The following is a 25,859-nucleotide window of genomic DNA, read 5'->3' on the forward strand; positions in this document are numbered from 1 at the left end:
GGACTATTGTCCGTGCGGTGCCGGTACTTGTCGAGAATTCCTAGCAAGGCGCTGCGTGGCTCTGTCGGATTTATCGCCGTCGGCATACTATGCGCGCCATGCCGATATCCTCTGAACACCCGCTGCTGTTACGCATTGTCGACGACCTGGCCGAACACGGCTGGTCGCAGCAGAACATCTTCCTGCCCGCCGATCTGACCCGGGCGCTGGCGGCTGAGTGCCGTAAACGTGAAGCCGAGGGTGAGCTGGCGCCGGCGGCGGTCGGTCGCGGGCCGTTTTCGGAGATTCGCGAGGGTATTCGCGGCGATCACATCCAGTGGATCGACCCGGGTCAGGCCGACGCCACTGACCGCTACCTGAGCCTGATGGACAGGCTGCGCGAGGCACTCAATCGTGGCTTGTTTCTGGGGCTTGAAGATTTCGAATGCCATTTCGCCCTGTACCCGCCCGGCGCGTTCTACCTCAAGCATCTCGACCGCTTTCGCGATGATGACCGGCGCATGGTCTCGGCCGTGATCTACCTCAACGACGCCTGGCTGCCGGAGGACGGCGGACAGTTGCGCATGTACCTGGGCGATGAGCGCGTGCACGACGTGCAGCCGACCGGCGGCTGCCTAGCGGTGTTTCTCTCCGGCGAAGTGCCTCACGAAGTATTGCCGGCCCAGCGCGAACGGCTGTCGCTGACTGGCTGGTTCCGTCGCCGTGGCAACGAGCCGTTCTGAACATGGAAAAGATCCTGGTCAGTCGCTGCCTGCTGGGCCATCGCGTGCGTTATGACGGTGGCGCGAGCGGGCCGTTTGATCTGCTTGAGCAGTGGATCGAAGAAGGGCGGGTAGTGCCGTTGTGTCCGGAGGTGGCCGGTGGATTGCCGACGCCGCGGGCGGCGGCGGAGATTCCCGGCGGGCAGGGCGGTGAGGTGCTGGATGGCACTGCTGCTGTGATCACTACCGATGGCGAGGATGTCAGCGCGCAATTTCTCGAGGGGGCGCGGCAAGCGCTGGAACTGGTGCAAAAGCACGGCATTCGGGTGGCGGTGCTCAAGGCCAACAGCCCCTCTTGCGGGAATCTGTTGACGTATGACGGCACGTTCAGTGGGGTCAAAGTCAGTGGCGAAGGGGTGACGGCGGCGTTGCTCAAGCGTCATGGGGTTCGGGTTTTCAGTGAACTTGAGCTGGTTGAGGCGGCGGTGACTCTGGCGGCTTTGGACTGATCCGCCATCGTTGCCCTCACCCCAGCCCTCTCCCGGGGGGAGAGGGGGCCGACCGAGGTGTCTGGCGCTGTCCATCGACCTGAAAGACCTTGGCGACCAGGGATTCGACAAAGCCATGATCAGTCGATTTCGGATTCGGTATAGCAATCCCAAGTCGGCGTACCTCTAAAGCATCCCCGGATCAGTTCCCTCTCCCTCCGGGAGAGGGTTAGGGTGAGGGGCTCTTACGGTTTCAACCACTTCTCGGACAGCGCCGCCAACCGCCCATCCGCCTTGATCCGTTCCAGCGCGCTCTTGAGGCTGGCCTGAAATGCCGGATTACCCTTCTGAAACGGGATCGCCAACTCGACCGGCGCTGCCGCTTTCGGCTTCGCTTCGGTCAACGCCTGCACCAGCACCAGCGGCCGCGGCGTCTCGTCCTTCTTCGCCAGCAATTGCCCGTCGACCTCGCCGTACGGCTCGCTGAAGTCGAAACGATCCTTGAGTTCGGGTGTCAGTGCTATGTGGTTGAGCGCGACATCGTATTTGCCGCTTTCAACGCCTTGGAGCAGGTCGCCCTCGTCGGTGACGATGAAGTCGGCGCGTACATCCAGCTCCTGGGCCAGAAGTTGCCCAAGCTCGACCTCGAACCCCGTGAGGGTGTCGCCTTCCTTGTAATTGAAGGGCGGTGTATTAGCCTCAAGGGCTATGCGCAGCTCGCCACGGTCGTTGACGTCATCAATCAGTTCGGCGTGAGCCAGCGGGCTCAGAAGGGGTAGCAGGCAGATCAGGCCAGGCAGCAAGCGCATGGTCACTCCTTTGAAATCATTATCGCGACGCTCTGATTCAGGCTCGCTTTGCTATGGTTGTCGAGTGCCTTCGACAACGAATGGTCATGAAGTTGTCATGACCGTGCGGATTTTACGGAAAAACTGGAGAAGAAAATGAAAAGCTTTATGTCTCGTGCAGCGTTGGCCGGTGTGCTGATGGGTGTTTCGGTGCTGGCCAGTGCGGCGACGCCAGCGCCGAAGGATGCTGAAGTGTTCATCGTTTCTCCCGAGGACGGCGCCACCGTCTCGCAGGAATTCAAGGTCAAGTTCGGCGTCAAGAACGTCGCGCTGGCCCCGGCGGGTGACACCACCAGGAACACCGGCCACCATCACCTGCTGATCGACGTCGACGACCTGCCGGCCGAAGGCGCGCCGATTCCGACTGACGCTCACCACATGCATTTCGGCAAGGCGCAGACCGAAGCCACGATCAAACTGGCCCCGGGCAAGCACACCTTGCAACTGATCCTCGGCGACAGCGGCCACATGCCGTTCGACCCATCGATCGTTTCGGAAAAAATCACGGTCAACGTGAAATAAAAAAAGGGAGCCTTTCGGGGCTCCCTTTTTTATTCAGCTTCAAGTGGCTAGCTGCAAGCGGCAAGTAAAGGCAAAGCGCTTTCACTTGCCGCTTGTAGGCTTTTAGAAAAGCACCCGACTACGGATAGTACCGTTGACGTGTTGCAGCTTCTCTTGCGCCAGCTCCGAGTATTCGGCATCGACGTCGATCACCACGTAACCGACCTTCTCGTTGGTCTGCAGGAACTGACCGGAGATGTTGATGCCGTTTTCGGCGAAGACCTTGTTGATCTCGCTCATCACACCCGGGATGTTCTCGTGGATGTGCAGCAGGCGGTGCTTGCCAGGGTGAGCCGGCAGGGCCACTTCCGGGAAGTTGACCGACGACACCGAGGTACCGTTGTCGCTGTACTTGACCAGTTTCTCCGCCACTTCCAGACCGATGTTGGCTTGCGCTTCGGCGGTCGAGCCGCCGATGTGCGGGGTCAGGATCACGTTGTCGAGGCCACGCAGCGGGCTTTCGAACTCTTCGTCGTTGGAGCGGGGCTCCACCGGGAACACGTCGATGGCCGCGCCGATCAGGTGCTTGTCCTTGATCGCGTCCGCCAAGGCGTCGAGCTCGACCACGGTGCCACGTGCAGCGTTGATCAGGATGCCGCCCTTCTTGATGGCGCGGATTTCCTTCTCGCCGATCATCCACTGAGTGGCGGCGGTTTCCGGTACGTGCAGGGTGACGATGTCGGACATGCCCAGCAGCTCGTGCAGATTGTTGACCTGCGTAGCGTTGCCCAGTGGCAGCTTGGTCACGGTGTCATAGAAGAACACTTGCATGCCCAGACCTTCAGCCAGAACCGACAGCTGCGTGCCGATCGAGCCGTAGCCGACGATGCCCAGTTTCTTGCCACGGATCTCGAACGAGTTGGCAGCGGACTTGATCCAGCCGCCACGGTGGCAGGAGGCATTTTTCTCAGGGATGCCGCGCAGCAGCAGGATCGCTTCGGCCAGTACCAGCTCGGCTACGGAACGGGTGTTGGAGTACGGCGCGTTAAACACGGCAATACCGCGCTCGCGGGCCGCACTGAGGTCAACCTGGTTGGTGCCGATGCAGAAACAGCCGACCGCGACCAGTTTCTTCGCGTGATCGAAGATCTCTTCGGTCAGTTGCGTGCGCGAGCGAATGCCGATGAAGTGAGCGTCAGCAATCTTTTCCTTGAGCTGGGCTTCCGGCAAGGAACCAGTCAGGTATTCGATGCTGGTGTAGCCCGCCGCCTTGAGGACGTCGACAGCCGATTGGTGGACGCCTTCGAGAAGAAGGAACTTGATCTTGCTCTTATCGAGAGAAGTCTTGCTCATCTGCGTAAACCTGTATCCCGGAGAAAAATGGCAGGGAGGGAGCAGCCTGGAGCTGACCCGCACGGCAACAAAGCCGTCACCGCGGATCTGGCCTTGGGCACTGTCCTGCGGGGTCGGTATGCTAGCATAGCCACCCCGCTAAACACTCATTCCTGCGACGTGAAGCGTTCTCAGGATGACCATGAATTGTTCGAGAGTTCTGTCGATGACCAATCCTGCGCTGATTGATGAACTGAAGACCCTGGTTGAGCCTGGCAAAGTCCTCACCGACGCCGACTCCCTGAACACTTACGGCAAGGATTGGACCAAGCACTTCGCCCCGGCACCGAGCGCCATCGTGTTTCCCAAGACCATCGAGCAAGTGCAGGCCGTGGTGCGTTGGGCCAACACTCACAAGGTTGCGCTGGTGCCATCCGGCGGGCGCACCGGGTTGTCCGCCGCTGCGGTGGCGGCCAATGGTGAAGTGGTGGTTTCGTTCGATTACATGAACCAGATTCTCGACGTCAACCTCACCGATCGCACCGCCGTGTGCCAGCCGGGCGTGGTCACTGAGCATCTGCAGAACGTCGCCGAAGAAAACGGCCTGTACTATCCGGTCGATTTCGCCTCGGCAGGTTCCAGCCAGATTGGCGGCAATATCGGCACCAATGCCGGCGGGATCAAAGTGATTCGCTACGGCATGACCCGCAACTGGGTGGCCGGCATGAAGGTCGTCACCGGCAAGGGCGATGTGCTGGAACTGAACAAGGACCTGATCAAGAACGCCACCGGTTACGACCTGCGTCAGCTGTTCATCGGCGCCGAAGGCACCCTCGGTTTCGTCGTCGAAGCGACCATGCGCCTTGATCGCGCGCCGAAAAACCTCACGGCGATGGTCCTCGGTACCGCCGATTTCGATTCGATCATGCCGGTGCTGCATGCCTTCCAGGGCAAACTCGACCTGACGGCGTTCGAATTCTTCTCCGACAAGGCGCTGGCCAAGGTCATGGGCCGTGGCGACGTGCCGGCGCCATTCGACACCGAGTGCCCGTTCTACGCCCTGCTGGAATTCGAAGCGACTACCGAAGAAGTGGCCAACAGCGCGCTGGAAACCTTCGAGCACTGTGTCGAACAAGGCTGGGTACTCGACGGTGTGATGAGCCAGAGCGAAACCCAGCTGCACAATCTGTGGAAGCTGCGCGAGTACATCTCCGAAACCATCTCCCACTGGACGCCGTACAAGAACGACATCTCGGTTACCGTCTCGAAAGTACCGGCGTTCCTGCGCGAAATCGACGCGATCGTTGGCGAGCACTACCCGGATTTCGAAATCGTCTGGTTCGGCCACATCGGCGACGGCAATCTGCACCTGAACATTCTCAAGCCGGAAAACCTGAGCAAGGACGAGTTCTTTGCCAAGTGCGCCACCGTCAACAAGTGGGTGTTCGAAACCGTCGAGAAGTACAACGGCTCGATCTCGGCCGAGCACGGCGTCGGTATGACCAAGCGCGATTACCTGACCTACAGCCGCTCGCCGGCCGAGATCGAGTACATGAAAGCGGTCAAGGCAGTGTTCGACCCGAACGGCATCATGAACCCGGGCAAGATTTTCCCGGTTTGATCGGTAATCTCTGTTGAATCAATAAAGGCAGGAGTCGGTAAATGAGCTATCAGCACCAGTACGTCGACGGCACGCGCATTCACTTCCCGATCGGGAAAGTCGTATGCATTGGCCGCAATTATGCCGAACACGCCAAGGAACTGGACAATCCGGTGCCGACCGAGCCGCTGCTGTTCATCAAGCCGGGCAGTTGCGTGGTGCCGCTGGAAGGCGGTTTCAGCATTCCGACCGAGCGCGGTTCGGTGCACTACGAAGCGGAAATCGCTGTGTTGATCGGCAAGCCGCTGTCGACCAAACCGAGCCGTGAAGAAGTCCTCGACGCAATCTTCGGTTTTGCCCCGGCGCTGGACCTGACCCTGCGCGACAAGCAAGCCGAGCTGAAAGCCAAGGGCCTGCCGTGGGAAATCGCCAAGTCGTTCGACGGCGCGGCGGTGATCGCGCCGTTCGTGGTCGGCAGCACCTTCGCTGACCTGACCGACATCGGCATCCGCCTGACCATCAACGGCGAAGTGCGCCAGGACGGCAACAGCAGCGCGATGCTCAACCCGATCGTGCCGATGATCCAGCACATGGCTGGCTGCTTCTCGCTGCAGGCCGGTGACGTGATCCTCACCGGCACGCCAGTGGGCGTCGGCCCGCTGAACGTCGGCGATGAAATCGTCCTCGAACTGCCGGGGGCGAGCAGCTTCAGCAGCAGCGTGCGCTAACCGCAGAAGCCCTTGCAGGGGGTGAGCTTTGTGGTGAGGGGATAAATCCCCTCGCCACAATTGTGTTGCTGGCAAACGCACACGCCAATCCCGCCATTTCCCGTTTTTTTCACATCCTCTCTGGATAATTCCCGCGATTCTGGCGTCTCAGCCGGCCTCTTTGTGCTATTACCCTTGGCCTGAATTAACGGAACGCATCCCTCGATGGCATCTCGAACTCAGCAGAAATCCCCCTCCCGTTCGCGCTTCGTCCTGCGCTGGTATGTCTGGCTGTTGCTGGTCATCGCCGCAGCCTATGGACTGGCGTTCGCCATGCATTGGGATGATCGCGGCGTGCTGTGGGTGCTGGAGCGCTTCGAGAGCAAGGCCGAGCAAAAGGAGAGTGTGTGGCTGCCGGATTATCAGGTGGTGATCGATGCCAAGCCGCTGCCGGGCATGGAAAAGGACGAAGCTTCGGATCTGGCCTATAACCCGCAGACCAAGACCCTGTTTGCGGTGATGGGCAAGAATGCCTTCCTGGTCGAGCTGACGCTTCAGGGCGACGTGTTGCGCAAGATGCCGCTGGTGGGCTGGAGCAATCCGGAAGGCCTGACGGTCATGGAAAACGGCTTGCTGGCCATTGTCGATGAGCGTGAGCATACCTTGTCGATCGTCAAGATCGACGCCGCGACTCGTGAGCTGAACATCGCCGATTTCCCGAAATACGACCTCGGGCCGTCGAAAGATCAGAACAAGGCGTTTGAGGCCATCACGTGGGATCCGCGCAATCAGCGATTGATTCTGGGGGAGGAACGCCCACCGGCGCTGTTCACCTGGAAAAGCGATGGCGGCCAGACCCTGGAGGGCGACAAGCAGAAGCTGGCCAGCGATCAGCTGGATCTGCGCAACCTGTCGGCGCTGGCTGTCGATCCGCGCACTGGCCATCTGCTGGTGCTGTCGGCGGATTCACACCTGTTGCTTGAACTCGACGAGGATGGCAAGCAAGTCAGCTTCATGACGTTGCTTGGGAATTTCAACGGTCTGAAAGACACCATTCCCCGCGCCGAAGGCATGACCATGGATGCGGACGGCACGCTGTACATGGTCAGCGAGCCGAACCTGTTCTACCGATTCGAAAAACACCGGTGATGCCTTCCCTGTAGGAGCTGCCGCAGGCTGCGATCTTTTGATCTTGCTTATGAAAGTCAAAAAATCGCAGCCTTCGGCAGCTCCTACGGCGCTTGGCTTGTGATCTGAGGCAAGTGGCCATTAAGCTTCAGTTCAGACAGGCGTGATATTTCATCGGCCTGTCATGAATCCGAGCCTGCCTGAATGCGTCGACTTGCCCGCCCCAAACCGCTGATTCTCGTCCTGTTGATGATTGTCCTGATTGCGTTGATCGCGATCGGCCAATACCTGCGTCTGTTCGAGCGCGCCTGGTTCAACCTGCACACGCTGTGGCAACCGGTGAGCAGCGAGGCGATCGGGCTCGACCAGTATCGGGTGACGATCGAGGCGCGGCCGATCGAGGGGCTCGACGATGACGTCTCGGCGCTGACCTACGATCCGGTGCGCAAAAGTCTGTTCACGGTCACCAACAAGAATTCCGAACTGGTCGAATTGTCCCTGGAAGGCAAGATTCTGCGGCGCATCGCTCTGGTGGGGTTTGGCGATCCGGAAGCCGTCGAGTACATCAGTGCCGACACCTACGTGATCACCGACGAGCGTCAGCAACGCCTGATCAAGATCCACCTCGAGGCCGACACCACTTTTCTCGATGCCGAGGATGCCGAGCAAATGACCCTTGGCGTGCACATGTCCGGCAACAAGGGTTTCGAAGGGCTTGCTTATGATTCTGTGGGCAAGCGGCTGTTCGTGGCGAAAGAACGCGACCCGATGCTGATCTACGAAGTCCACGGCTTCCCGCATTTCAAACCGGACAAGACCTACGCGGTGCACGTGATCAACAACCCCAAGCGCGATGCCGGAATGTTTGTGCGTGATCTGTCGAGTCTGCAGTACGACGAGCGCAGCGGGCACTTGCTGGCGCTGTCGGACGAGTCGCGGTTGATTATCGAACTGGATGTCGACGGGCGCCCGTTGAGCACCATGTCGATCAGCGGCGGGCGCCAGGGTTTGCAGAAAACCGTGCCGCAGGCGGAGGGAATTGCAATGGATGATGACGGCACGTTGTACCTGGTGAGCGAGCCGAATCTGTTTTACGTGTTCAAGAAACCGGCACAGCCCTAACCAACACCCCAAAACACTGTGGGAGCTGGCTTGCCAGCGATGAGGCCATCACTTTCAACATCATTGTTGACTGACAGGCCGCTATCGCTGGCAAGCCAGCTCCCACAGGTATTTCATTTGCCCACACCAGTGTGGGCAGTCCGGCTTACTCAGCCTTCAGGGTTTTCACGCCTTCACTGGTGCCCAGCAACAACAGATCCGCCGGACGCGCGGCGAACAGGCCGTTGGTGACCACGCCGACGATGGCATTGATCTGTGCTTCCAGCTCCACCGGGTTGGTGATCTGCAGGTTGAACACGTCGAGGATGATGTTGCCATTGTCGGTCAGCACGCCTTCGCGGTAGACCGGGTCGCCACCCAGTTTGACCAGTTGGCGGGCAACGTGGCTGCGGGCCATCGGGATGACTTCCACCGGCAGCGGGAACTCGCCGAGTACCGGCACCAGTTTGCTGGCGTCAGCGATGCAGATGAAGGTCTTGGCCACAGCGGCGACAATCTTCTCGCGGGTCAGCGCCGCGCCGCCGCCCTTGATCAGGTTCAGGTGCGCATCGCTCTCATCGGCGCCGTCGACGTAGAACTCCAGATCGCTGACGGTATTCAGCTCATACACCGGAATCCCGTGGCCCTTGAGGCGCGCGGCAGTGGCTTCGGAGCTGGCAACGGCGCCATCGAACGCGCCCTTGTGCTGGGCCAAGGCGTCGATGAAGCAGTTGGCGGTGGAGCCGGTGCCGACGCCGACGATGCTCTTGTCGTCGAGTTTCGGCAGGATGAAGTCGACGGCGGCCTGGGCCACGGCCTGTTTGAGTTGATCCTGGGTCATGCGGGCTCCGGAAGCGGGCAAGGGTTGGGCAGAAAGGCCGGCATTATAGGCCTCGCGGTGGTACAGGGGGAAACAAGCTGTGGCGAGGGGATTTATCCCCGTTCGGCGACGCAGTCGTCGTAAAACCCAGGAACGCGGTGTGACTGAAAAAAAGCAGGGGAGCGCTTCGCACTCCAGCGGGGATAAATCCCCTCACCACAACGGTGCTCACTCAAGATTGGGTTTCCAGACCTTAAAACCACCTGTTTAGTGTGGTCGCCTCGGCAAAAGGCGGGTTAGACTCGCTGGTCCCGCCCAATCGCCAGTGATGCTTTCCGATGCTCGAACAGTACGTCAAAAAGATCCTCACCTCGCGCGTTTATGACGTTGCCGTAGAAACCCCGCTGCAGAACGCCCGCCAGCTCTCCGAGCGGCTGGGCAATGACATCTGGCTCAAGCGCGAAGACTTGCAGCCAGTGTTCTCGTTCAAGATTCGCGGCGCCTACAACAAGCTGACGCAATTGAGCGACGAAGAGCGCGCTCGTGGCGTGGTCACCGCGTCGGCGGGCAATCATGCGCAGGGTCTGGCTCTGGCGGCGAAAGTGTTGGGCGTCAAAGCCACCATCGTCATGCCCAAGACCACCCCGGAAATCAAAGTCGAAGGCGTGCGTTCGCGCGGCGGCAAAGTGGTGCTGCACGGTGACTCGTTTCCGGAAGCGCTGGCCTATTCGCTGAAACTGGTCGATGAAAAAGGCTACGTCTACATCCACCCGTACGACGATCCGCACACCATTGCCGGGCAGGGCACCGTGGCCATGGAAATCCTGCGTCAGCACCCGCAGCCGCTGGATGCGATTTTCGTCCCGGTCGGCGGTGGCGGCCTGATCGCCGGTATCGCGGCCTACGTGAAATACCTGCGTCCGGACATCAAGGTAATTGGCGTCGAGCCGGACGACTCCAACTGCCTGCAAGCGGCAATGGCAGCGGGCGAGCGCGTGGTTCTGCCGGCCGTGGGCATTTTCGCCGACGGCGTGGCGGTGGCGCAGATCGGCCAGTACACCTTCGAGATCTGCAAGGATTACGTCGACGAAGTGATTACCGTCAGCACCGACGAGATCTGCGCAGCAATCAAGGATATCTACGACGATACCCGCTCGATCACCGAACCTGCCGGCGCGCTGGGCGTGGCCGGAATCAAGAAGTACGTCGAGCAACGTGGCGTCAGCGGGCAGACTTTCGTCGCCATCGACTCCGGCGCCAACGTCAATTTTGACCGCCTGCGCCACGTCGCCGAACGCGCCGAACTGGGCGAAGGTCGCGAAGCGATCATCGCCGTGACCATTCCGGAAAAGGCCGGCAGCTTCAAGGCGTTCTGCGAAGCCATCGGCAAGCGCCAGATCACTGAATTCAATTACCGCTACAACACCGGCAGCGAAGCGCACATCTTTGTTGGCGTGCAGACCCACCCGGACAACGATCCGCGCAGCGCCTTGCTGGCGAGCCTGACCGAGCAGGGGTTTCCGGTGCTCGACCTGACCGACAACGAGCTGGCCAAGCTGCACATTCGCCACATGGTCGGTGGCCGCGCCGCGCAGGTGGTCGATGAAGTGGTGCTGCGCTTCGAATTCCCGGAGCGCCCGGGCGCGCTGTTCAACTTCCTCAACAAGCTCGGCGGGCGCTGGAACATCTCGATGTTCCACTACCGCAACCACGGCGCGGCGGACGGGCGTGTGGTCGCCGGCTTGCAAGTGCCGCATGACGAACGTCATCTGGTGCCGGCGGCGCTGGTGGAAATCGGCTATCCATACTGGGATGAAAGCGACAACCCGGCCTATCAGCTGTTTCTTGGCTGAGCGGCTACGCTGATGGGCATGGATCTACGGATGAGAACGACATGGAAACCCTGACCACCCTGAAAGTCCTCCACGTTGCGGCGACCGTGGTGATCCTCGCGAGCGGGCTGGGGCTCGCCGCCCTGACCTGGCGAAATCGCAGCGAAGGGCCGGCCAGTACGATGCGCCGTCCGTGGCTGTTCATCTGGTGTCTGATGCTGATCGGCATGCTCAGCATGCCTTTCACCGGCTGGTGGTTGGTGCACCTGGTGGGCTGGCCATTGGGCCAATTGTGGATTCTGGGATCCAGCGTGATCTACGCCGTGGCCACGTTCAGTGCGGTCTGGCTGCTGGTCCGGCTGGATCGGTTGTGGACGAGCGGGGTGGGCAATCGCACATTCAATCTGGCGCTGGCGATTGTCAGCGGCGTCGGATTTGTCGCCATAGCGGCGTTGATGGGGGCCAAGCCGGTTTAAGGCTTGAGGCCGAGTTGACCCCCATCGCTGGCAAGCCAGCTCCCACAGGGGTATTCAGTGAACACAGATTAAGTGGACACTGAGAACCCTGTGGGAGCTGGCTTGCCAGCGATAGCAATCTCAGTCGCGCAACGAAATCACCGGCCAGCCACGCTTCTCGGCCTCGGCCCGCAGATTCGGATCCGGATCCACCGCCACCGGATTCGCCACCTGCTCCAGCAGCGGCAGATCATTCATCGAATCGCTATAGAAATAGCTGTCCTCGAGCGAATAGCCGGTCTCTTCCAGCCAGCGATTGAGGCGCGTGACCTTGCCTTCGCGGAAGCACGGGATGTCGGTGCTGCGCCCGCTGTAGCGGCCGTCGATCATTTCGCATTCGGTGGCAATCAGGGTTTCCACGCCCAGGCGCACGGCGATCGGTGCCGTCACGAAACGGTTGGTGGCGGTGATGATCACTAGTTTGTCGCCGGCATCGCGGTGCTTCTTCAGCAGCTCCAGTGCCTTGGGCAGCACGATCGGCTCGATGCAGTCGCGCATGTAATCGCTGTGCCATTGCTCAAGCACGGCCATTTCCGTGCGGCCGAGAATTTCCAGGCAGAAGTTCAGGTAGGCGGCGTTGTCCAGCTTGCCGGCCAGGTAATCCTGATAGAACTCGTCGTTGCGCGCCTTGTAGGCGATCGGGTCGAGGAAGCCGCGCTCGCACAGATAATCGCCCCAAGCGTGATCGCTGTCGCCGCCCAGTAGGGTGTTGTCCAAATCGAATAGAGCCAGGCGCATTGCAGTTACCCGCTGAAAAGTCAGTAAAAAGGCGACAAGAATACGGTCTTTTCACAAGAGTGCACATAAGGTAGGAACCTTCGTTGCCGCCTGATCAAGCTTTGTGGAACAATGCGGCGACATGCGTTTGCGAGGTTGTTGCCGTGATCGACCCCGATGGTTTCCGCCCCAATGTCGGGATCATTCTGACGAATGACGCCGGCCAGGTGCTATGGGCTCGCCGTATCAATCAGGACGCCTGGCAGTTTCCGCAAGGGGGGATCAACCCCGAGGAGACGCCGGAAGACGCCTTGTACCGCGAGCTGAACGAAGAAGTTGGCCTGGAACGTGAAGATGTTGAAATACTGGCCTGTACCCGGGGCTGGTTGCGCTATCGTTTGCCGCAACGCCTGGTGCGTACCCACAGCCAACCGCTGTGCATCGGCCAGAAACAGAAATGGTTCCTCCTGCGCCTGATCTCCAACGAGCAGCGGGTGCGGATGGATCTGACCGGTAAACCGGAGTTCGATGGCTGGCGCTGGGTCAGCTATTGGTATCCGTTGGGCCAGGTGGTGACATTCAAGCGCGAGGTGTATCGACGCGCTCTCAAAGAGCTTGCCCCGCGCCTTTTAGCGCGCGACTGACGACGGAGTTCGACCCCGAGCCATGCTCAATACGCTGCGCAAGATCGTCCAGGAAGTTAACTCCGCCAAGGATCTCAAGGCGGCGTTGGGGATTATTGTGTTGCGCGTCAAAGAGGCCATGGGCAGCCAGGTCTGCTCGGTCTACCTGCTTGATCCGGAAACCAATCGCTTCGTCCTGATGGCCACCGAGGGCTTGAACAAGCGCTCGATCGGCAAGGTCAGCATGGCCCCCAACGAGGGTCTGGTCGGTCTGGTCGGCACGCGTGAAGAACCCCTGAACCTGGAAAACGCTTCGGTTCACCCGCGCTATCGCTACTTCGCCGAAACCGGTGAAGAGCGTTACGCCTCGTTCCTCGGTGCACCGATCATCCACCACCGCCGCGTCGTCGGCGTGTTGGTCATCCAGCAGAAAGAACGCCGCCAGTTCGACGAAGGTGAAGAAGCCTTCCTCGTGACCATGAGCGCGCAGCTTGCTGGTGTAATCGCCCACGCCGAGGCCACCGGTTCGATCCGTGGTCTGGGCCGGCAGGGCAAGGGCATTCAGGAAGCCAAGTTCGTCGGCGTACCGGGTTCGCCGGGTGCTGCCGTCGGTACCGCCGTGGTGATGCTGCCGCCGGCGGACCTGGACGTGGTGCCGGACAAGACCATCACCGACATCGACGCTGAGCTGGCGCTGTTCAAGACTGCCATCGAAGGCGTGCGCGCCGACATGCGCGCCTTGTCCGCCAAACTCGCGACCCAACTGCGCCCGGAAGAGCGCGCGTTGTTCGACGTCTACCTGATGATGCTCGACGATGCCTCGCTGGGCAGCGAAATCACCACGGTGATCAAAACGGGGCAGTGGGCTCAGGGCGCGCTGCGTCAGGTGGTCACTGAGCACGTCAACCGTTTCGAACTGATGGACGACGCCTACCTGCGCGAGCGTGCTTCGGACGTCAAAGACCTTGGCCGCCGCTTGCTCGCCTATCTGCAGGAAGAGCGCCAGCAGAATCTGGTCTACCCGGAAAAAACCATTCTGGTCAGCGAAGAGCTGACGCCGGCGATGCTCGGCGAGGTGCCGGAAGGCACGCTGGTCGGTCTGGTTTCGGTACTCGGTTCGGGTAACTCTCACGTCGCGATTCTCGCCCGAGCCATGGGCATTCCGACAGTGATGGGCCTGGTCGATCTGCCGTACGCCAAGGTCGACGGCATCGAAATGATCGTCGACGGCACCCGTGGCGAGGTCTACACCAACCCGAGCGAAGTGCTGCGCAAGCAGTTCGCCGAAGTCGTCGAAGAAGAGAAACAACTGGCGCTGGGCCTCGACACCCTGCGCGACCTGCCGTGCGTGACCCTCGATGGTCACCGCATGCCGCTGTGGGTCAACACCGGCCTGCTCGCCGATGTGGCGCGGGCGCAGAAGCGTGGCGCCGAAGGGGTCGGCCTGTACCGCACCGAAGTGCCGTTCATGATCAACCAGCGCTTCCCGAGCGAGAAGGAACAGCTGGCGATCTACCGCGAACAGCTCGCCGCGTTCCACCCGCAACCGGTGACCATGCGCAGCCTCGACATCGGCGGTGACAAATCGCTGTCGTACTTCCCGATCAAGGAAGACAACCCGTTCCTCGGCTGGCGCGGTATCCGCGTCACCCTCGACCACCCGGAAATCTTCCTCGTGCAGACCCGCGCGATGCTCAAGGCCAGCGAAGGCCTGAACAACCTGCGGATTCTGCTGCCGATGATCTCCGGCACTCACGAACTCGAAGAGGCCCTGCACCTGATCCACCGCGCCTGGGGCGAAGTGCGCGACGAAGGCACCGACGTGCCGATGCCGCCGATCGGCGTGATGATCGAGATCCCGGCAGCGGTGTACCAGACCAAGGAACTGGCGCGGATGGTCGATTTCCTTTCGGTCGGCTCCAACGACCTGACCCAGTACCTGCTGGCGGTAGACCGCAACAACCCGCGCGTCGCCGACCTCTACGACTATCTGCACCCGGCGGTGCTGCAAGCCCTGCAAACCGTGGTCACTGACGCCCACGCCGAAGGCAAACCGGTGAGCATCTGCGGCGAGATGGCCGGTGATCCGGCGGCGGCGGTGCTGTTGATGGCGATGGGTTTCGACAGCCTGTCGATGAACGCCACCAACCTGCCGAAGGTGAAGTGGATGTTGCGTCAGGTGAACCTGAGCAAGGCCCAGGAGATGCTGGCCGAACTGATGAAGATCGATAACCCGCAGGTTATCCACAGCTCGCTGCAACTGGCGCTGAAGAATCTCGGGTTGGCCAAGATGAATTCGCCGGTGGTGACCAAGGCTCTCTAAAGATCAAAGGCCCCTCACCCTAGCCCTCCCGAAACGTCGGACCGCCCAGAGGGAGAGGGGACTGATTGGGGGATGCTGCAGAACTCCGTCGACCTGTAAGTGCTTTGCTGAATCCATAATCGACTCGATCTCTCAGGTCGATGTATACCGCAAGGCACTTCGGTCGGCCCCCTCTCCCTCCGGGAGAGGGCTGGGGTGAGGGGCTGCTGTTAGACACAAACCTCAACTTCCCCGAGATGCCCGCCATACGGCCCAAAACTGCGCTCCACCATCCGCCGCGTTCCGTCCGCCTGCACAACCAACGCTGTACTCGCCCGCGTGCCATAACTCTGGCTGGCAATAAACACGCTCGACAACAATGCTTCCGTCGCCATGGCCACCCCGGTATCCGGCAACTCCGCCTCGGGGGCGGTCTGTGCATCGCTGAGCAGGGTCAACAAGCGCTCAGGCTGCGGATCATCCAGTACCGCGCTCAACGCCGCCCTGGCCTTGAGCAGTTTCGGCCACGGCGTATCCAGCCCCGCGTTGGATAACCCATAAACTCCAGGCTGCAACATCACCGGCTCTGACGCTCGTGCATTGAAATGCCACAACTCATGGGCATTGCCCAGCAGCAGATTGAACCCGGCATATTCGGCGGCACGGGCCACTACATCGCTCAAATAATCATCAATTGACAGATCACCTGTGAGAAACCGCGCCACCAGCTCGCCCCGGGATTTGGTCGCCGGTGGCTGTTGCGGATCGCGAATATTGGTCAGCGCGGCGAAGCGTCTGTTGGCGCCGATCCCCAGCCAGGTGCCGCCAGCCTCAAGATCGCGCCCGGCATGTACGTGCGGCGCCTCGGGCCACGGCGCCAATGGCAGGCTGGGGCGGGCGTAGAATTCGTCGCGGTTGGCCGCGACGATCAGCGGCTGGGCATGGTCCGGGCGCCAAGCGAAAACAATCAGGCACATAAGGTGGTCCTTGTGTGTTTTTTGCCCACTCTACGCATCCGGCGTCCGTGCATCCATCGCCAGTGGAGCAGAAGGCTGCGCATCCGTTAACATGCCGCTCCTGTTTTGCCGATGCGTGCTGGAGACGGTCATGGAATTTCTGCTCTACCTGGCGCTCGGTGCCTGTGCGGGCGTGCTCGCCGGGCTGTTTGGCGTTGGCGGCGGGATCATCATCGTCCCGGTGCTGGTGTTCAGCTTCACTTTGCAGGGCTTCGATCAGTCGATTCTTACGCATTTGGCGGTAGGGACGTCGCTGGCGACGATCATATTCACCTCGGTCAACGCCGTGCGTGAACATCACCGTCGCGGCGCGGTGCGCTGGGCGATTTTTCGCTGGATGACCGTGGGCATTCTGCTCGGCGCCGGTTTCGGGGCGCTGACTGCTGAAGCGATCTCCGGGCCGAACCTGCAAAAGATCATCGGCGTATTTGCCCTGGTGATCGCCGTGCAGCTGGCGCTGGACGTCAAACCCAAGGCCAGCCGAACGGTACCGGGCAAACTCGGTCTGACCGCTGCCGGTACGGTGATTGGCTGGGCCTCGGCGATTTTCGGTATTGGCGGCGGCTCGCTGACCGTGCCGTTTCTGACCTGGCGCAGCGTGCCGATGCAGCAGGCCGTGGCGACCTCGTCGGCCTGTGGCCTGCCGATTGCCTTGGCCAGCGCGTTAAGTTTCATGATTCTGGGGTGGCACGATCCGTTGTTGCCGGCCCATAGTCTCGGTTTTATTTATCTGCCGGCATTGTTGGGCATCGCCCTGACCAGCATGGTCTTCGCTCGGCTCGGCGCGCGTCTGGCGCACAGGTTGTCGCCGCGCTTGCTGAAAAGGCTGTTCGCCGCTTTGCTGTTCTGCGTGGGTTTGAGCTTTCTGCTCTGACCGCGTGGCAATCCTGGCTTAATCCTGAGGTGGCAGCGTCACCCGGGAATTTTGCTTTCAACTCTAACAAGGAGTCGCAATGCTGCCTTACCCGCAGATCGACCCGGTGGCCCTGGCCATCGGTCCGCTGAAAATCCACTGGTACGGTCTGATGTACCTGATCGGCATCGGCGGCGCGTGGCTGTTGGCGTCGCGCCGGCTCAACCGCTTCGACCCGACCTGGACCAAGGAGAAACTCTCCGATCTGGTGTTCTGGCTATCGATGGGCGTGATCGTTGGCGGCCGTCTGGGTTACGTGCTGTTCTATGATCTGAGCGCGTACCTGGCCAACCCGACGCTGATTTTCGAAGTGTGGAAGGGCGGCATGTCGTTCCACGGCGGATTCATCGGCGTGATGCTCGCGGCCTTGTGGTTCGGCAAGCGCAATGGCAAGTCGTTCTTCCAGCTGATGGACTTCGTCGCGCCGATGGTGCCGATCGGCCTGGGCGCCGGGCGCATCGGCAACTTCATCAACGCCGAGTTGTGGGGCAAGGCGACCGACGTGCCTTGGGCGATGGTGTTCCCGCCGTTCAGCGATCCGGCGCAGTTGCCGCGCCACCCGTCGCAGCTGTATCAGTTCGCCCTCGAAGGCGTGGCGCTGTTCCTGATCCTGTGGATCTTCTCGCGCAAACCGCGCCCGACCATGGCGGTCTCCGGCATGTTCGCGCTGTTCTACGGCATCTTCCGTTTCATCGTCGAGTTCGTCCGCGTCCCGGATGCTCAGCTCGGCTACTTGGCGTGGAACTGGCTGACCATGGGTCAGGTGCTCTGCGTGCCGATGATTGTCGGCGGGCTGTTGCTGATCTGGCTGGCCTATCGTCGCGCCCCGGCAGCGCCGCTCGCGCCGACGGCTTAAACTACGAACCCCGGCGCGCGACGCCGGGGCTCCAAGGACACAGGTACCTCATGAAGCAATATCTCGAACTGGTCTCGCACGTCATTCAGAACGGCACCAAACAGGCCAACCGCACCGGTATCAACACCATCAGTTTCCCGGGAGCGATGCTGCGTTTCGATCTGCAGGAAGGCTTCCCGGCGATCACCACGCGCAAAATGGCCTTCAAATCGGCCATCGGCGAGATGTGCGGCTTTCTGCGTGGCGTGAACAACGCCGCTGAATTCCGCGCGCTGGGCTGCAAGGTCTGGGACCAGAACGCCAACGAAAACGCGCAGTGGCTGGCCAACCCGTTCCGTCAGGGCGACGACGACCTCGGTGAAATCTACGGCGTGCAATGGCGCAAGTGGCCGGCGTACAAGCAGATCCCGCTGAGCAACACCGCTGCCATCGAACAGACCCTGAGCAACGGCTACAAGCAGATCGCTCAGGGCGAAGAAGACGGCCAGGCCTACGTCGTGCTGTACAAGGCGATCGACCAGGTACGCCAGTGCGTCGACACGATCATCAAGGATCCGGGCAGCCGCCGCATTCTGTTCCACGGCTGGAACGTCGCCCAGCTCGATGAAATGGCCCTGCCGCCATGCCACCTGCTGTACCAGTTCCACCCGAATGTCGAGACCAAAGAGATTTCTCTGACCCTCTACATCCGTTCCAACGATCTGGGACTGGGCACGCCGTTCAACCTCACCGAAGGCGCCGCACTGCTGAGCCTGATCGGTCGCCTGACCGGCTATACGCCGCGCTGGTTCACCTATTTCATCGGCGATGCGCACGTCTACGAAAACCACCTGGACATGCTCAACGAACAGCTCAAGCGCGAGCCGTTTGCCATGCCGAAACTGAAAATCTCCGACCGCGTGCCGGAGTTTGCCAAGACTGGTGTATATCAGCCGGAGTGGCTGGAGCTGGTGGAACCGAGCGATTTCTCGCTGGAAGGCTACGAGCACCACCCACCAATGACCGCGCCGATGGCGGTCTAAACCACACCGCAATATCCCTGTGGGAGCGAGCCTGCTCGCGAAGAGGGCGTGTCAGTCACAGATGTGTCGACTGATACACCGCTTTCGCGAGCAGGCTCGCTCCCACATTTGTTTTTGCGGTGTGCTTAGTGGCCGTGGCTGCGGCCCACATGGGAGTGTTCGACTTCGGTCGCGACAACCCCGCCACTCACCTCCAGCCGCTGCAAGATCCCGCATTGATCCGCCTCCGGCCCTTCGCCACAGCGTTGGCGCAGGTCGAGCAGTTGTGTCTGCAAGGCCAGCAAGCCATCAATCCGCGCCTTCACATGCTGAATATGTTCGTCGATCAGCGCATTGACGCTCTCGCACTGATCCTGCGGGCTGTCGCGCAGGGCGAGGAGGCTGCGGATTTCTTCGAGGGTCATGTCGAGGGTGCGGCAGTTGCGGATGAAGGTCAGGCGCTCGGCGTGGGCCTGGGTGTAGACGCGGTAGTTGCCGTCGCTGCGCGCCGGTTCCGGCAGGAGGTTTTCGCGCTCGTAGTAGCGGATGGTTTCAACCGCACAGTCGGTGAGTTTCGCCAGTTCGCCGATCTTCATGACCGCCATCTCCAAAAGGGTGCTTGACCCTATAGTGGCTACAGGGTCTTTACTTGGCAACAGGCACCTTCATGGACGCGACCAATGAGCGATTCCCTGCACACCCACAAGCCCGGCGACGGTCACGATCACAGTCATAAATTGCAGCCCGTGCATAAACATGCGCATGGCGGCGATTCCTGCTGCTCGTCAAAAGCCGCCGCACCTGCGCGGGTGCAACTGAGCGAAAAGACCAGCGCCGACGCGCGCCTGAGCAGCTTCCGCATCGAGGCAATGGACTGCCCGACCGAGCAGACGCTGATCCAGAACAAACTCGGCAAACTGGCCGGGGTGCAGCAACTGGAATTCAACCTGATCAACCGCGTACTTGGCGTGACCCACAATCTGCCGGGCACCGAGCCGATCACCGAAGCGATCAAGTCCCTCGGCATGCACGCCGAGCCGCTGGAGGCGGGTGTCGACGCGCCAGTACCGGCAGCGGTGAAAAAACACTGGTGGCCATTGGCGCTGTCCGGCTTGACCGCGCTGGGCGCCGAAGTCATTCATTTCACCAGCGCCGCGCCGGACTGGGTGGTGGCAATCGTTGCGCTGGTGTCGATTCTCAGTGGCGGCCTCGGCACCTATAAAAAGGGCTGGATTGCCCTGAAGAACCGCAACCTCAACATCAATGCGCTGATGAGCATCGCCGTGACTGGCGCGATCCTCATCGGCCAGTGGCCGGAAGCGGCGATGGTGATGTTCCTTTTCACCGTCGCCGAGTTGATCGAGGCACGCTCGCTGGATCGTGCACGCAATGCGATCAGCGGCTTGATGCAGATGACCCCCGAGCAAGCCACGGTCTTGCAGGCCGACGGCAACTGGCGCGAACAAGAGGTGAAAAGCGTCGATCTCGGCGCCCGCGTGCGGGTGAAACCCGGCGAGCGCATCGCGCTGGACGGCGCGGTGGTCAGCGGCAGCTCGACCATCGACCAGGCGCCGATCACCGGCGAAAGCCTGCCGGTGGAAAAAACCGTCGGTGACAAAGTCTTCGCTGGCACCATCAATCAGGCCGGTTCGCTGGAATACACGGTGACCGCTGCGGCGAACAATTCGACCCTGGCGCGGATCATTCACGCCGTCGAACAGGCCCAGGGCGCGCGGGCGCCGACTCAGCGTTTCGTTGATCAATTCTCGAAAATCTACACCCCGGCGGTCTTCGTCTTCGCCTTGGCCGTGGCGATCATCCCGCCGTTGTTCATGGGCGCGGCGTGGTTCGACTGGATCTACCGCGCGCTGGTGTTGCTGGTGGTTGCCTGCCCGTGCGCACTGGTGATTTCCACACCGGTGACCATCGTCAGTGGCCTCGCGGCGGCGGCGCGCAAGGGCATTCTGGTCAAGGGCGGCGTGTATCTGGAGGGCGGCTTCAAGCTTGATTATCTGGCGCTGGATAAAACTGGCACGATCACTCACGGCAAGCCGGTGCAGACCGATTACCTGTCCCTCGACCCGACCGCCGACGCCACGGCTCCGGCAATTGCTGCTGCGCTGGCCGGTCGCTCCGATCACCCGGTGTCGCTGGCGATTGCCAATGCCGCTGTGGATAAAAACTTCGCCGCACTGCCTGTGGATAACTTTGCCTCGCTGGGCGGGCGGGGCGTTAAAGGCGACATCAACGGCCAGACTTATCACTTGGGCAATCATCGTCTGGTCGAAGAGCTCGGCCTGTGCTCGCCGCAGCTGGAAGAGAAGCTGTTCGCGCTGGAAAAACAGGGCAAATCCGTGGTGCTGCTGCTCGACAGCGCAGGCCCCTTGGCACTGTTCGCCGTGGCCGACACGGTCAAGGAAACCAGCCTTGAAGCGATTCGTCAGTTGCATGAACTCGGCGTGAAAACCCTGATGCTGACCGGCGACAACGTCCACACCGCGCAAGCGATTGCCGCCCAGGTCGGGATCGACGAGGCACGTGGCGACTTGCTGCCGACCGACAAGCTGCAAGCCATCGAAGATCTGTACAAGCAGGGCCACCGGGTCGGCATGGTCGGCGATGGCATCAACGACGCCCCGGCACTGGCCCGCGCCGAGATCGGGTTCGCCATGGCCGCCGCCGGCACCGACACCGCGATCGAAACCGCCGATGTCGCCCTGATGGACGACGATCTGCGCAAGATCCCCGCGTTCATCAGTTTGTCGCGCGACATCGCGAGCATCCTGAAACAGAACATCGCACTGGCGCTGGTGATCAAGGCGATATTTCTTGCGGTAACCTTTGCCGGGCTTGCCACCATGTGGATGGCGGTGTTTGCCGATATGGGTGTGAGCCTGCTGGTGGTGTTCAACGGTTTGCGCCTGCTGCGCAAATAAACGTGAGGGATGGTTGTGCTGAGTGCCGAGCTGAAAGCGTTTTACATGGTCGCCCGCCTGGGCAGCATTACGCTGGCGGCGAAAAAACTCGGCCTCAGCCAACCGACCGTGACCACGCAAATCCGCAATCTGGAGAGTCAGTATTCGGTGGAACTGTTCTACCGTGGCGGGCGCCGCTTAAGCGTCAGTGACGAAGGCGCGCGCTTGCTGCCGATGGTCAAGACCCTGTTGCAGCAAGAGGCGGACATCGAGTTTTTCCTGCGCAACAGCGGTCAGGTGCAGGGCACGCTGCGCATTGCCGCGACGGCGCCGTATTACATCCTCGATCTGGTGAAGACCTTCCGCGAGCGTTTGCCGCAGGTGGAAGTGTCGGTGGAAATCGGCAACTCGCAGCAGGTCCTGGAAGCGCTGGAGGATTACCGCGTGGATGTCGCGGCGTCGTCACAGCTGCTCGACGATGCGCGGTTGATTCGCCGGGTACTCGGCACCGATCCGCTGGTGCTGGCGGTGCATCGCAATCATCCGTTGGCCGCGCAGGAACATGTGACGCTGAACGCGCTGGCCGGGCATACGTTGTTGATGCGCGAGCCGGGTTCGACCACGCGGCGCCTCACCGAAGAGTTGCTGGCCAGCGCCGGAGTGAGCTTCGGGCCGCTGCTGGAAATCGGCAGCCGTGAGTCGATCCGCGAAGCGGTGCTGCGCAATATCGGCATCAGCATCATTGCGCGTCAGGAAGTGCCGCATGATCCGCAGTTGCGCGTGCTGACCATCGAGAATGCGCCGCAGATTCCGGAGTATCTGTATTGCCTCAAAGAGCGCAAGGGTGCGCGGTTGCCAGCGGCGTTTCTTGGCCTGGCCCAAGAGATGTCTCCTGCGTAATGATCGTTCCCACGCTCCGCGTGGGAATGCAGCCCGGGACGCTCTGCGTCCCAAAAGCCGAACGCGGAGCGTCCGATGAGGCATTCCCACGCAGAGCGTGGGAACGATCTGCAGTGAACCAAAATCCCCGAATACCACTATCAGCCGTTTTTGCCTCGCTGCCACATGACGGACGCATTACAACTCTAGGATTGGCCTCATCCGTTTGCTGAGGTCCGTCCATGAATCCTGCCATCGCAACTGCCCTGACCAACCCCGGCGCGCCGATGAAAGTGCGCGGCGTGCACAAGCGTTTCGGCGCGTTCACTGCGCTGGATAACGTCTCCCTTGATGTCGCCGCCGGCGAAATGGTGTGCCTGCTCGGCCCGTCGGGCTGTGGCAAGACCACGTTGTTGCGCTGCATCGCCGGGCTGGAGCAGCAGGACAGTGGCGAGCTGTACCTGGGCGATCGCGATGTCTCGCACCTTGCCCCGCAAGCGCGGGATTACGGGATTCTGTTCCAGTCCTACGCGCTGTTCCCCAATCTGACGGTCGAGGCGAACATTGCCTACGGCCTCGCCGGCAGCGGGCGCGATGAAGTGCGCCGGCGTGTCGGCCAGATGCTGGAACTGGTCGGCCTCACTGGCAGTGAGAAAAAATACCCCGGCCAACTGTCCGGCGGTCAGCAACAGCGGGTCGCGCTGGCTCGCGCATTGGCGCCGGCACCGTCGCTGCTGTTGCTGGATGAACCGATGTCGGCCCTCGACGCGCGGGTGCGCGAGCATCTGTGCACTGAGCTGCGTCAGCTGCAACGCAACCTCGGCATCACCACGCTGATGGTCACGCACAATCAGGACGAAGCGATGTTGATGGCCGATCGCATCGCCGTGATGAACAACGGCCGCGTCGAGCAGTACGCCACGCCGCAGGAAATCTACAACCGTCCAGCCACGCCGTTCGTGGCCGAGTTTGTCGGCCAGGGCAACTGGCTGCCGTTCCAGCGCAGCAGCGACAGTCACGCCCAGGTCGGCGGGATGAATCTGCGCCTGGCCGAGGGCAGCGTACACGGCGCTTCGGGTCGACTGTTCTGCCGCCCGGAGGCGATCAACGTCAACCCGCTGATGCACGAAGAGAACCTGTTCCCGGCCAGGGTTCGCGAAATCACTTTTCTCGGCAACCGCTGCCGGATGAGCTTCGAACTTGATCAATTGCCGGGCCACGCGCTGCTCGCCGAAATCGCGCCAGAAGCCATGCCGCGCCTCGGCGCCCAGCAGATCATGGTCGCCTTGCCGCCGCGCAGTTTGCAGGTGTTCGCCTGATGAACAGCAACCTCGCGCTGCCGCTACCGCACAAGCAGGTGCGACAGTCTTCGAAAGCCGAGATCGGCGATCGCCTGTTCGTGCTCGGCGGCAAAGTCGTTCTGCTGGTGTTGCTCGGCCTCGCGGTGCTGCTGCCGTTGTTGGCGATCTTCTGGCGCGGCTTCAGCAATGACGCCGGGCAGGGCGGTGGCTGGCTCGCGGCGAAAGAGTTGGTGACCAGTGCCAATTTCCATTGGTTGCTCGGCAACAGCCTGAAAGTGTCCCTCAGCGTTGCGGCCATTGTCGTACCGCTGGCCTACCTGTTTGCCTACGCGCTGCAACGCACGCTGATTCCGGGCAAAGGCATCTGGCGCGGGATCTCCCTGCTGCCGCTGATGGCGCCGTCGATGCTGCCGGGGATTGCGCTGGTCTATCTGTTCGGCAATCAGGGCATGCTGCGTGGGTTGCTCTCGGACAATATCTACGGGTTCTGGGGCATTGTGCTGGGCGAGGTGATCTACACCTTTCCCCATGCGCTGATGATTTTGCTCTCGGCATTGTCGCTGGCCGATGCGCGGCTTTTCGATGCCGCATCGAGCATGGGCGCCAGCCCTGCGAAGGCGTTTCGCAGCATCACCTGGCCGGCGACCCGTCAGGCGGTGTTCGCCGCGTTCTGTCTGGTGTTCACCCTGACCATCACCGATTTCGGCGTGCCGGTGGTGGTCGGTGGCGACTATCAAGTGTTGGCGCTGGAAGCCTACAAAGCCGTGGTCGGCCAGCAGCAATTCGGTCGCGGCGCGTTGATCGGCATGGTGCTGTTGCTGCCGGCGCTGTTCAGTTTCGGTGTCGATGCCTGGTTGCGTCGCCGCCATGGCGACTCCATGAGCGGACGCGCGCAGGTGTTCAAACCGCTGCCGTCCAGGCTGCGTGACGGCTGCTATCTGGTGATCGTTTTGCTGATTTGCGCCGCGCTGCTGCTGGTGTTCGGCATGGCGGTGTTTTCGTCGCTGGTGAAGTTCTGGCCGTACAACCTGTCGCTGTCGCTCAACCACTATCAGTTCAACGAAACCGCCGGCGGTGGCTGGCTCGCCTACGGCAACAGTCTGAAGATGGCGCTGGGCACGGCGCTGATTGGCAGCGTGCTGATTTTTACCGGCGCCTATCTGATGGAGAAAACCCGCACTCAGCGCGGGCTGAACCTGGCTTTGCGCATGCTCAGCTTCGTGCCGATGGCGGTGCCGGGATTGGTGCTGGGTCTCGGCTATGTCTTCTTCTTCAACCTCAGCGGTAATCCGCTGCACGTGCTCTACGGGACGATGACGCTGCTGATTGTCTGCACCATTGCGCACTATCTGACCACCGCACAAATGACCGCGACCACCGCGCTGCGCCAGCTCGACGCCGAGTTTGAAGCCGCTGCGCTGTCGCTGAAGGCGCCGCTGTATCGGCATTACCTGCGCGTGACCGTGCCGATCTGCCTGCCGGCGCTGCTGGACATCGTGCGCTACCTGTTCGTCTCGGCAATGACCACGGTTTCCGCCGCGATCTTCCTCTACAGCCCCGACACCATCCTCGCGGCGGTGGCGGTGCTGAACATGGACGATGCCGGCAACGTTGGCGGCGCGGCGGCGATGTCGACCCTGATTCTGTTCACTTCGGCCGGCGTGTCGCTGCTGCTGGCGTGGGCTTCGCGCGGCCTGTTGCGCCGCTCCCAGGCCTGGCGGCAAACCGCGCCCGGTCACTGATTGCAAACCCGATCAACTCAT

At 61.3% G+C, this 25,859-nt stretch carries 24 protein-coding genes; 18 read left to right on the plus strand and 6 right to left on the minus strand.

Going from position 1 to position 25,859, the window contains the following annotated elements:
* Positions 1–89 precede the first annotated feature (89 nt).
* Both CKW30_RS15985 and CKW30_RS15990 read left to right on the plus strand, forming a co-directional pair.
* Entirely contained in the window at positions 90–722 is a 633-nt protein-coding gene (locus CKW30_RS15985; protein WP_095181301.1) for a 2OG-Fe(II) oxygenase, read from the plus strand.
* 2 nt (positions 723–724) lie between these two features.
* Positions 725–1,210 (plus strand): DUF523 domain-containing protein, encoded by a 486-nt coding sequence (locus tag CKW30_RS15990; RefSeq protein WP_095181302.1) that lies wholly within the window; start codon positions 725–727, stop codon positions 1,208–1,210.
* A gap of 224 nt (positions 1,211–1,434) precedes the next feature.
* Here the strand turns inward: CKW30_RS15990 and CKW30_RS15995 are convergent, their stop codons facing one another.
* The gene (locus tag CKW30_RS15995; protein ID WP_095181303.1) at positions 1,435–1,998 is read right to left on the minus strand and encodes a transporter substrate-binding domain-containing protein; all 564 of its coding nucleotides are present in this window, start codon (positions 1,996–1,998) and stop codon (positions 1,435–1,437) included.
* 135 nt (positions 1,999–2,133) lie between these two features.
* Here CKW30_RS15995 and CKW30_RS16000 point away from each other — a divergent pair, with 135 nt between their 5' ends.
* Entirely contained in the window at positions 2,134–2,559 is a 426-nt protein-coding gene (locus CKW30_RS16000) for a DUF4399 domain-containing protein (RefSeq protein WP_095181304.1), read from the plus strand.
* A gap of 102 nt (positions 2,560–2,661) precedes the next feature.
* Here the strand turns inward: CKW30_RS16000 and serA are convergent, their stop codons facing one another.
* Entirely contained in the window at positions 2,662–3,891 is a 1,230-nt protein-coding gene (gene serA / locus CKW30_RS16005; protein WP_024014707.1) for a phosphoglycerate dehydrogenase, read from the minus strand.
* Positions 3,892–4,096: 205 nt separating this feature from the next.
* Here serA and CKW30_RS16015 point away from each other — a divergent pair, with 205 nt between their 5' ends.
* The 4 genes from CKW30_RS16015 to CKW30_RS16030 all read left to right on the plus strand — a co-directional run bounded on the left by CKW30_RS16015 (position 4,097) and on the right by CKW30_RS16030 (position 8,427).
* Positions 4,097–5,491, plus strand: a complete 1,395-nt coding sequence (locus CKW30_RS16015; protein WP_024014706.1) for an FAD-binding oxidoreductase — start codon at positions 4,097–4,099, stop codon at positions 5,489–5,491.
* Positions 5,492–5,532: 41 nt separating this feature from the next.
* Positions 5,533–6,198 (plus strand): fumarylacetoacetate hydrolase family protein, encoded by a 666-nt coding sequence (locus CKW30_RS16020; RefSeq protein WP_095181305.1) that lies wholly within the window; start codon positions 5,533–5,535, stop codon positions 6,196–6,198.
* Between the two features lie 204 nt (positions 6,199–6,402).
* On the plus strand, positions 6,403–7,326 hold the full coding sequence (locus CKW30_RS16025; RefSeq protein ID WP_095181306.1) for an SdiA-regulated domain-containing protein: 924 nt from the start codon (positions 6,403–6,405) through the stop codon (positions 7,324–7,326).
* 183 nt (positions 7,327–7,509) lie between these two features.
* Entirely contained in the window at positions 7,510–8,427 is a 918-nt protein-coding gene (locus CKW30_RS16030) for an SdiA-regulated domain-containing protein (protein ID WP_041476859.1), read from the plus strand.
* A 145-nt stretch (positions 8,428–8,572) separates the two neighbouring features.
* On the opposite strand, the gene rpiA is transcribed toward CKW30_RS16030, so the two are convergent.
* Positions 8,573–9,247 carry a ribose-5-phosphate isomerase RpiA gene (gene rpiA, locus CKW30_RS16035; RefSeq protein WP_007913886.1) on the minus strand — a complete coding sequence of 225 codons (675 nt, stop codon included), beginning with the start codon at positions 9,245–9,247 and terminating at the stop codon, positions 8,573–8,575.
* A 317-nt stretch (positions 9,248–9,564) separates the two neighbouring features.
* On the opposite strand from rpiA, the gene ilvA reads away from it, so the two are divergent.
* Positions 9,565–11,079, plus strand: a complete 1,515-nt coding sequence (gene ilvA / locus CKW30_RS16040; RefSeq protein WP_095181307.1) for a threonine ammonia-lyase, biosynthetic — start codon at positions 9,565–9,567, stop codon at positions 11,077–11,079.
* Positions 11,080–11,120: 41 nt separating this feature from the next.
* Complete coding sequence (locus tag CKW30_RS16045; protein ID WP_056786263.1) at positions 11,121–11,534, plus strand: DUF2269 family protein; 414 nt, start codon at positions 11,121–11,123, stop codon at positions 11,532–11,534.
* A gap of 120 nt (positions 11,535–11,654) precedes the next feature.
* Here the strand turns inward: CKW30_RS16045 and CKW30_RS16050 are convergent, their stop codons facing one another.
* Positions 11,655–12,311, minus strand: coding sequence for an HAD family phosphatase (locus CKW30_RS16050; RefSeq protein ID WP_041476856.1), 657 nt, complete (start codon positions 12,309–12,311; stop codon positions 11,655–11,657).
* A gap of 143 nt (positions 12,312–12,454) precedes the next feature.
* Here CKW30_RS16050 and CKW30_RS16055 point away from each other — a divergent pair, with 143 nt between their 5' ends.
* On the plus strand, positions 12,455–12,934 hold the full coding sequence (locus CKW30_RS16055) for an RNA pyrophosphohydrolase (protein WP_003229203.1): 480 nt from the start codon (positions 12,455–12,457) through the stop codon (positions 12,932–12,934).
* 22 nt (positions 12,935–12,956) lie between these two features.
* Complete coding sequence (ptsP, locus tag CKW30_RS16060) at positions 12,957–15,236, plus strand: phosphoenolpyruvate--protein phosphotransferase (RefSeq protein WP_041476855.1); 2,280 nt, start codon at positions 12,957–12,959, stop codon at positions 15,234–15,236.
* A 209-nt stretch (positions 15,237–15,445) separates the two neighbouring features.
* On the opposite strand, the gene CKW30_RS16065 is transcribed toward ptsP, so the two are convergent.
* Positions 15,446–16,192, minus strand: a complete 747-nt coding sequence (locus CKW30_RS16065; RefSeq protein WP_095181308.1) for an NRDE family protein — start codon at positions 16,190–16,192, stop codon at positions 15,446–15,448.
* A 130-nt stretch (positions 16,193–16,322) separates the two neighbouring features.
* Between CKW30_RS16065 and CKW30_RS16070 the strand changes: the two genes are divergently transcribed.
* From CKW30_RS16070 to CKW30_RS16080, 3 genes are all read left to right on the plus strand, one after another.
* Entirely contained in the window at positions 16,323–17,105 is a 783-nt protein-coding gene (locus CKW30_RS16070; RefSeq protein ID WP_095181309.1) for a sulfite exporter TauE/SafE family protein, read from the plus strand.
* Between the two features lie 79 nt (positions 17,106–17,184).
* Positions 17,185–18,000: a prolipoprotein diacylglyceryl transferase gene (lgt, locus tag CKW30_RS16075; protein ID WP_016772683.1), complete on the plus strand. Its 816-nt coding sequence runs from the start codon at positions 17,185–17,187 to the stop codon at positions 17,998–18,000.
* 50 nt (positions 18,001–18,050) lie between these two features.
* Positions 18,051–19,022: a thymidylate synthase gene (locus CKW30_RS16080; RefSeq protein WP_076564469.1), complete on the plus strand. Its 972-nt coding sequence runs from the start codon at positions 18,051–18,053 to the stop codon at positions 19,020–19,022.
* 125 nt (positions 19,023–19,147) lie between these two features.
* Here CKW30_RS16080 and cadR read toward each other — a convergent pair whose 3' ends face one another.
* Positions 19,148–19,597, minus strand: coding sequence for a Cd(II)/Pb(II)-responsive transcriptional regulator (gene cadR, locus CKW30_RS16085; RefSeq protein WP_016772685.1), 450 nt, complete (start codon positions 19,595–19,597; stop codon positions 19,148–19,150).
* An 84-nt stretch (positions 19,598–19,681) separates the two neighbouring features.
* On the opposite strand from cadR, the gene CKW30_RS16090 reads away from it, so the two are divergent.
* The 4 genes from CKW30_RS16090 to CKW30_RS16105 all read left to right on the plus strand — a co-directional run bounded on the left by CKW30_RS16090 (position 19,682) and on the right by CKW30_RS16105 (position 25,838).
* On the plus strand, positions 19,682–21,937 hold the full coding sequence (locus CKW30_RS16090; protein WP_095181310.1) for a heavy metal translocating P-type ATPase: 2,256 nt from the start codon (positions 19,682–19,684) through the stop codon (positions 21,935–21,937).
* Between the two features lie 15 nt (positions 21,938–21,952).
* The gene (locus CKW30_RS16095; RefSeq protein WP_038861192.1) at positions 21,953–22,816 is read left to right on the plus strand and encodes a LysR family transcriptional regulator; all 864 of its coding nucleotides are present in this window, start codon (positions 21,953–21,955) and stop codon (positions 22,814–22,816) included.
* A 221-nt stretch (positions 22,817–23,037) separates the two neighbouring features.
* Entirely contained in the window at positions 23,038–24,114 is a 1,077-nt protein-coding gene (locus tag CKW30_RS16100) for a putative 2-aminoethylphosphonate ABC transporter ATP-binding protein (protein ID WP_095181311.1), read from the plus strand.
* On the plus strand, positions 24,114–25,838 hold the full coding sequence (locus tag CKW30_RS16105) for a putative 2-aminoethylphosphonate ABC transporter permease subunit (protein ID WP_095181312.1): 1,725 nt from the start codon (positions 24,114–24,116) through the stop codon (positions 25,836–25,838). Before CKW30_RS16100 ends, CKW30_RS16105 begins: the two co-directional genes overlap by 1 nt.
* The last annotated feature ends 21 nt before the right edge of the window (positions 25,839–25,859 follow it).

The organism is Pseudomonas sp. Irchel 3F6 (assembly GCF_900187595.1).
Taxonomy (GTDB): Bacteria; Pseudomonadota; Gammaproteobacteria; order Pseudomonadales; family Pseudomonadaceae; genus Aquipseudomonas; species Aquipseudomonas siliginis.

Excerpts from the sequence above, each read along its gene's own strand:
- CKW30_RS16045 (WP_056786263.1), top strand. The coding sequence starts at position 11,121 with ATGGAAACCCTGACCACCCTGAAAGTCCTCCACGTTGCGGCGACCGTG.
- CKW30_RS16015 (WP_024014706.1), top strand. The coding sequence starts at position 4,097 with ATGACCAATCCTGCGCTGATTGATGAACTGAAGACCCTGGTTGAGCCT.
- CKW30_RS16105 (WP_095181312.1), top strand. The coding sequence starts at position 24,114 with ATGAACAGCAACCTCGCGCTGCCGCTACCGCACAAGCAGGTGCGACAG.
- ilvA (WP_095181307.1), top strand. The coding sequence starts at position 9,565 with ATGCTCGAACAGTACGTCAAAAAGATCCTCACCTCGCGCGTTTATGAC.
- CKW30_RS16070 (WP_095181309.1), top strand. The coding sequence starts at position 16,323 with ATGGAATTTCTGCTCTACCTGGCGCTCGGTGCCTGTGCGGGCGTGCTC.
- CKW30_RS16100 (WP_095181311.1), top strand. The coding sequence starts at position 23,038 with ATGAATCCTGCCATCGCAACTGCCCTGACCAACCCCGGCGCGCCGATG.
- CKW30_RS16020 (WP_095181305.1), top strand. The coding sequence starts at position 5,533 with ATGAGCTATCAGCACCAGTACGTCGACGGCACGCGCATTCACTTCCCG.
- rpiA (WP_007913886.1), bottom strand. The coding sequence starts at position 9,247 with ATGACCCAGGATCAACTCAAACAGGCCGTGGCCCAGGCCGCCGTCGAC.
- CKW30_RS16025 (WP_095181306.1), top strand. The coding sequence starts at position 6,403 with ATGGCATCTCGAACTCAGCAGAAATCCCCCTCCCGTTCGCGCTTCGTC.
- CKW30_RS15985 (WP_095181301.1), top strand. The coding sequence starts at position 90 with ATGCGCGCCATGCCGATATCCTCTGAACACCCGCTGCTGTTACGCATT.
- CKW30_RS16030 (WP_041476859.1), top strand. The coding sequence starts at position 7,510 with ATGCGTCGACTTGCCCGCCCCAAACCGCTGATTCTCGTCCTGTTGATG.
- lgt (WP_016772683.1), top strand. The coding sequence starts at position 17,185 with ATGCTGCCTTACCCGCAGATCGACCCGGTGGCCCTGGCCATCGGTCCG.
- CKW30_RS15995 (WP_095181303.1), bottom strand. The coding sequence starts at position 1,998 with ATGCGCTTGCTGCCTGGCCTGATCTGCCTGCTACCCCTTCTGAGCCCG.
- CKW30_RS16065 (WP_095181308.1), bottom strand. The coding sequence starts at position 16,192 with ATGTGCCTGATTGTTTTCGCTTGGCGCCCGGACCATGCCCAGCCGCTG.
- CKW30_RS15990 (WP_095181302.1), top strand. The coding sequence starts at position 725 with ATGGAAAAGATCCTGGTCAGTCGCTGCCTGCTGGGCCATCGCGTGCGT.
- CKW30_RS16050 (WP_041476856.1), bottom strand. The coding sequence starts at position 12,311 with ATGCGCCTGGCTCTATTCGATTTGGACAACACCCTACTGGGCGGCGAC.
- CKW30_RS16000 (WP_095181304.1), top strand. The coding sequence starts at position 2,134 with ATGAAAAGCTTTATGTCTCGTGCAGCGTTGGCCGGTGTGCTGATGGGT.
- cadR (WP_016772685.1), bottom strand. The coding sequence starts at position 19,597 with ATGAAGATCGGCGAACTGGCGAAACTCACCGACTGTGCGGTTGAAACC.
- CKW30_RS16090 (WP_095181310.1), top strand. The coding sequence starts at position 19,682 with ATGAGCGATTCCCTGCACACCCACAAGCCCGGCGACGGTCACGATCAC.
- ptsP (WP_041476855.1), top strand. The coding sequence starts at position 12,957 with ATGCTCAATACGCTGCGCAAGATCGTCCAGGAAGTTAACTCCGCCAAG.
- CKW30_RS16080 (WP_076564469.1), top strand. The coding sequence starts at position 18,051 with ATGAAGCAATATCTCGAACTGGTCTCGCACGTCATTCAGAACGGCACC.
- serA (WP_024014707.1), bottom strand. The coding sequence starts at position 3,891 with ATGAGCAAGACTTCTCTCGATAAGAGCAAGATCAAGTTCCTTCTTCTC.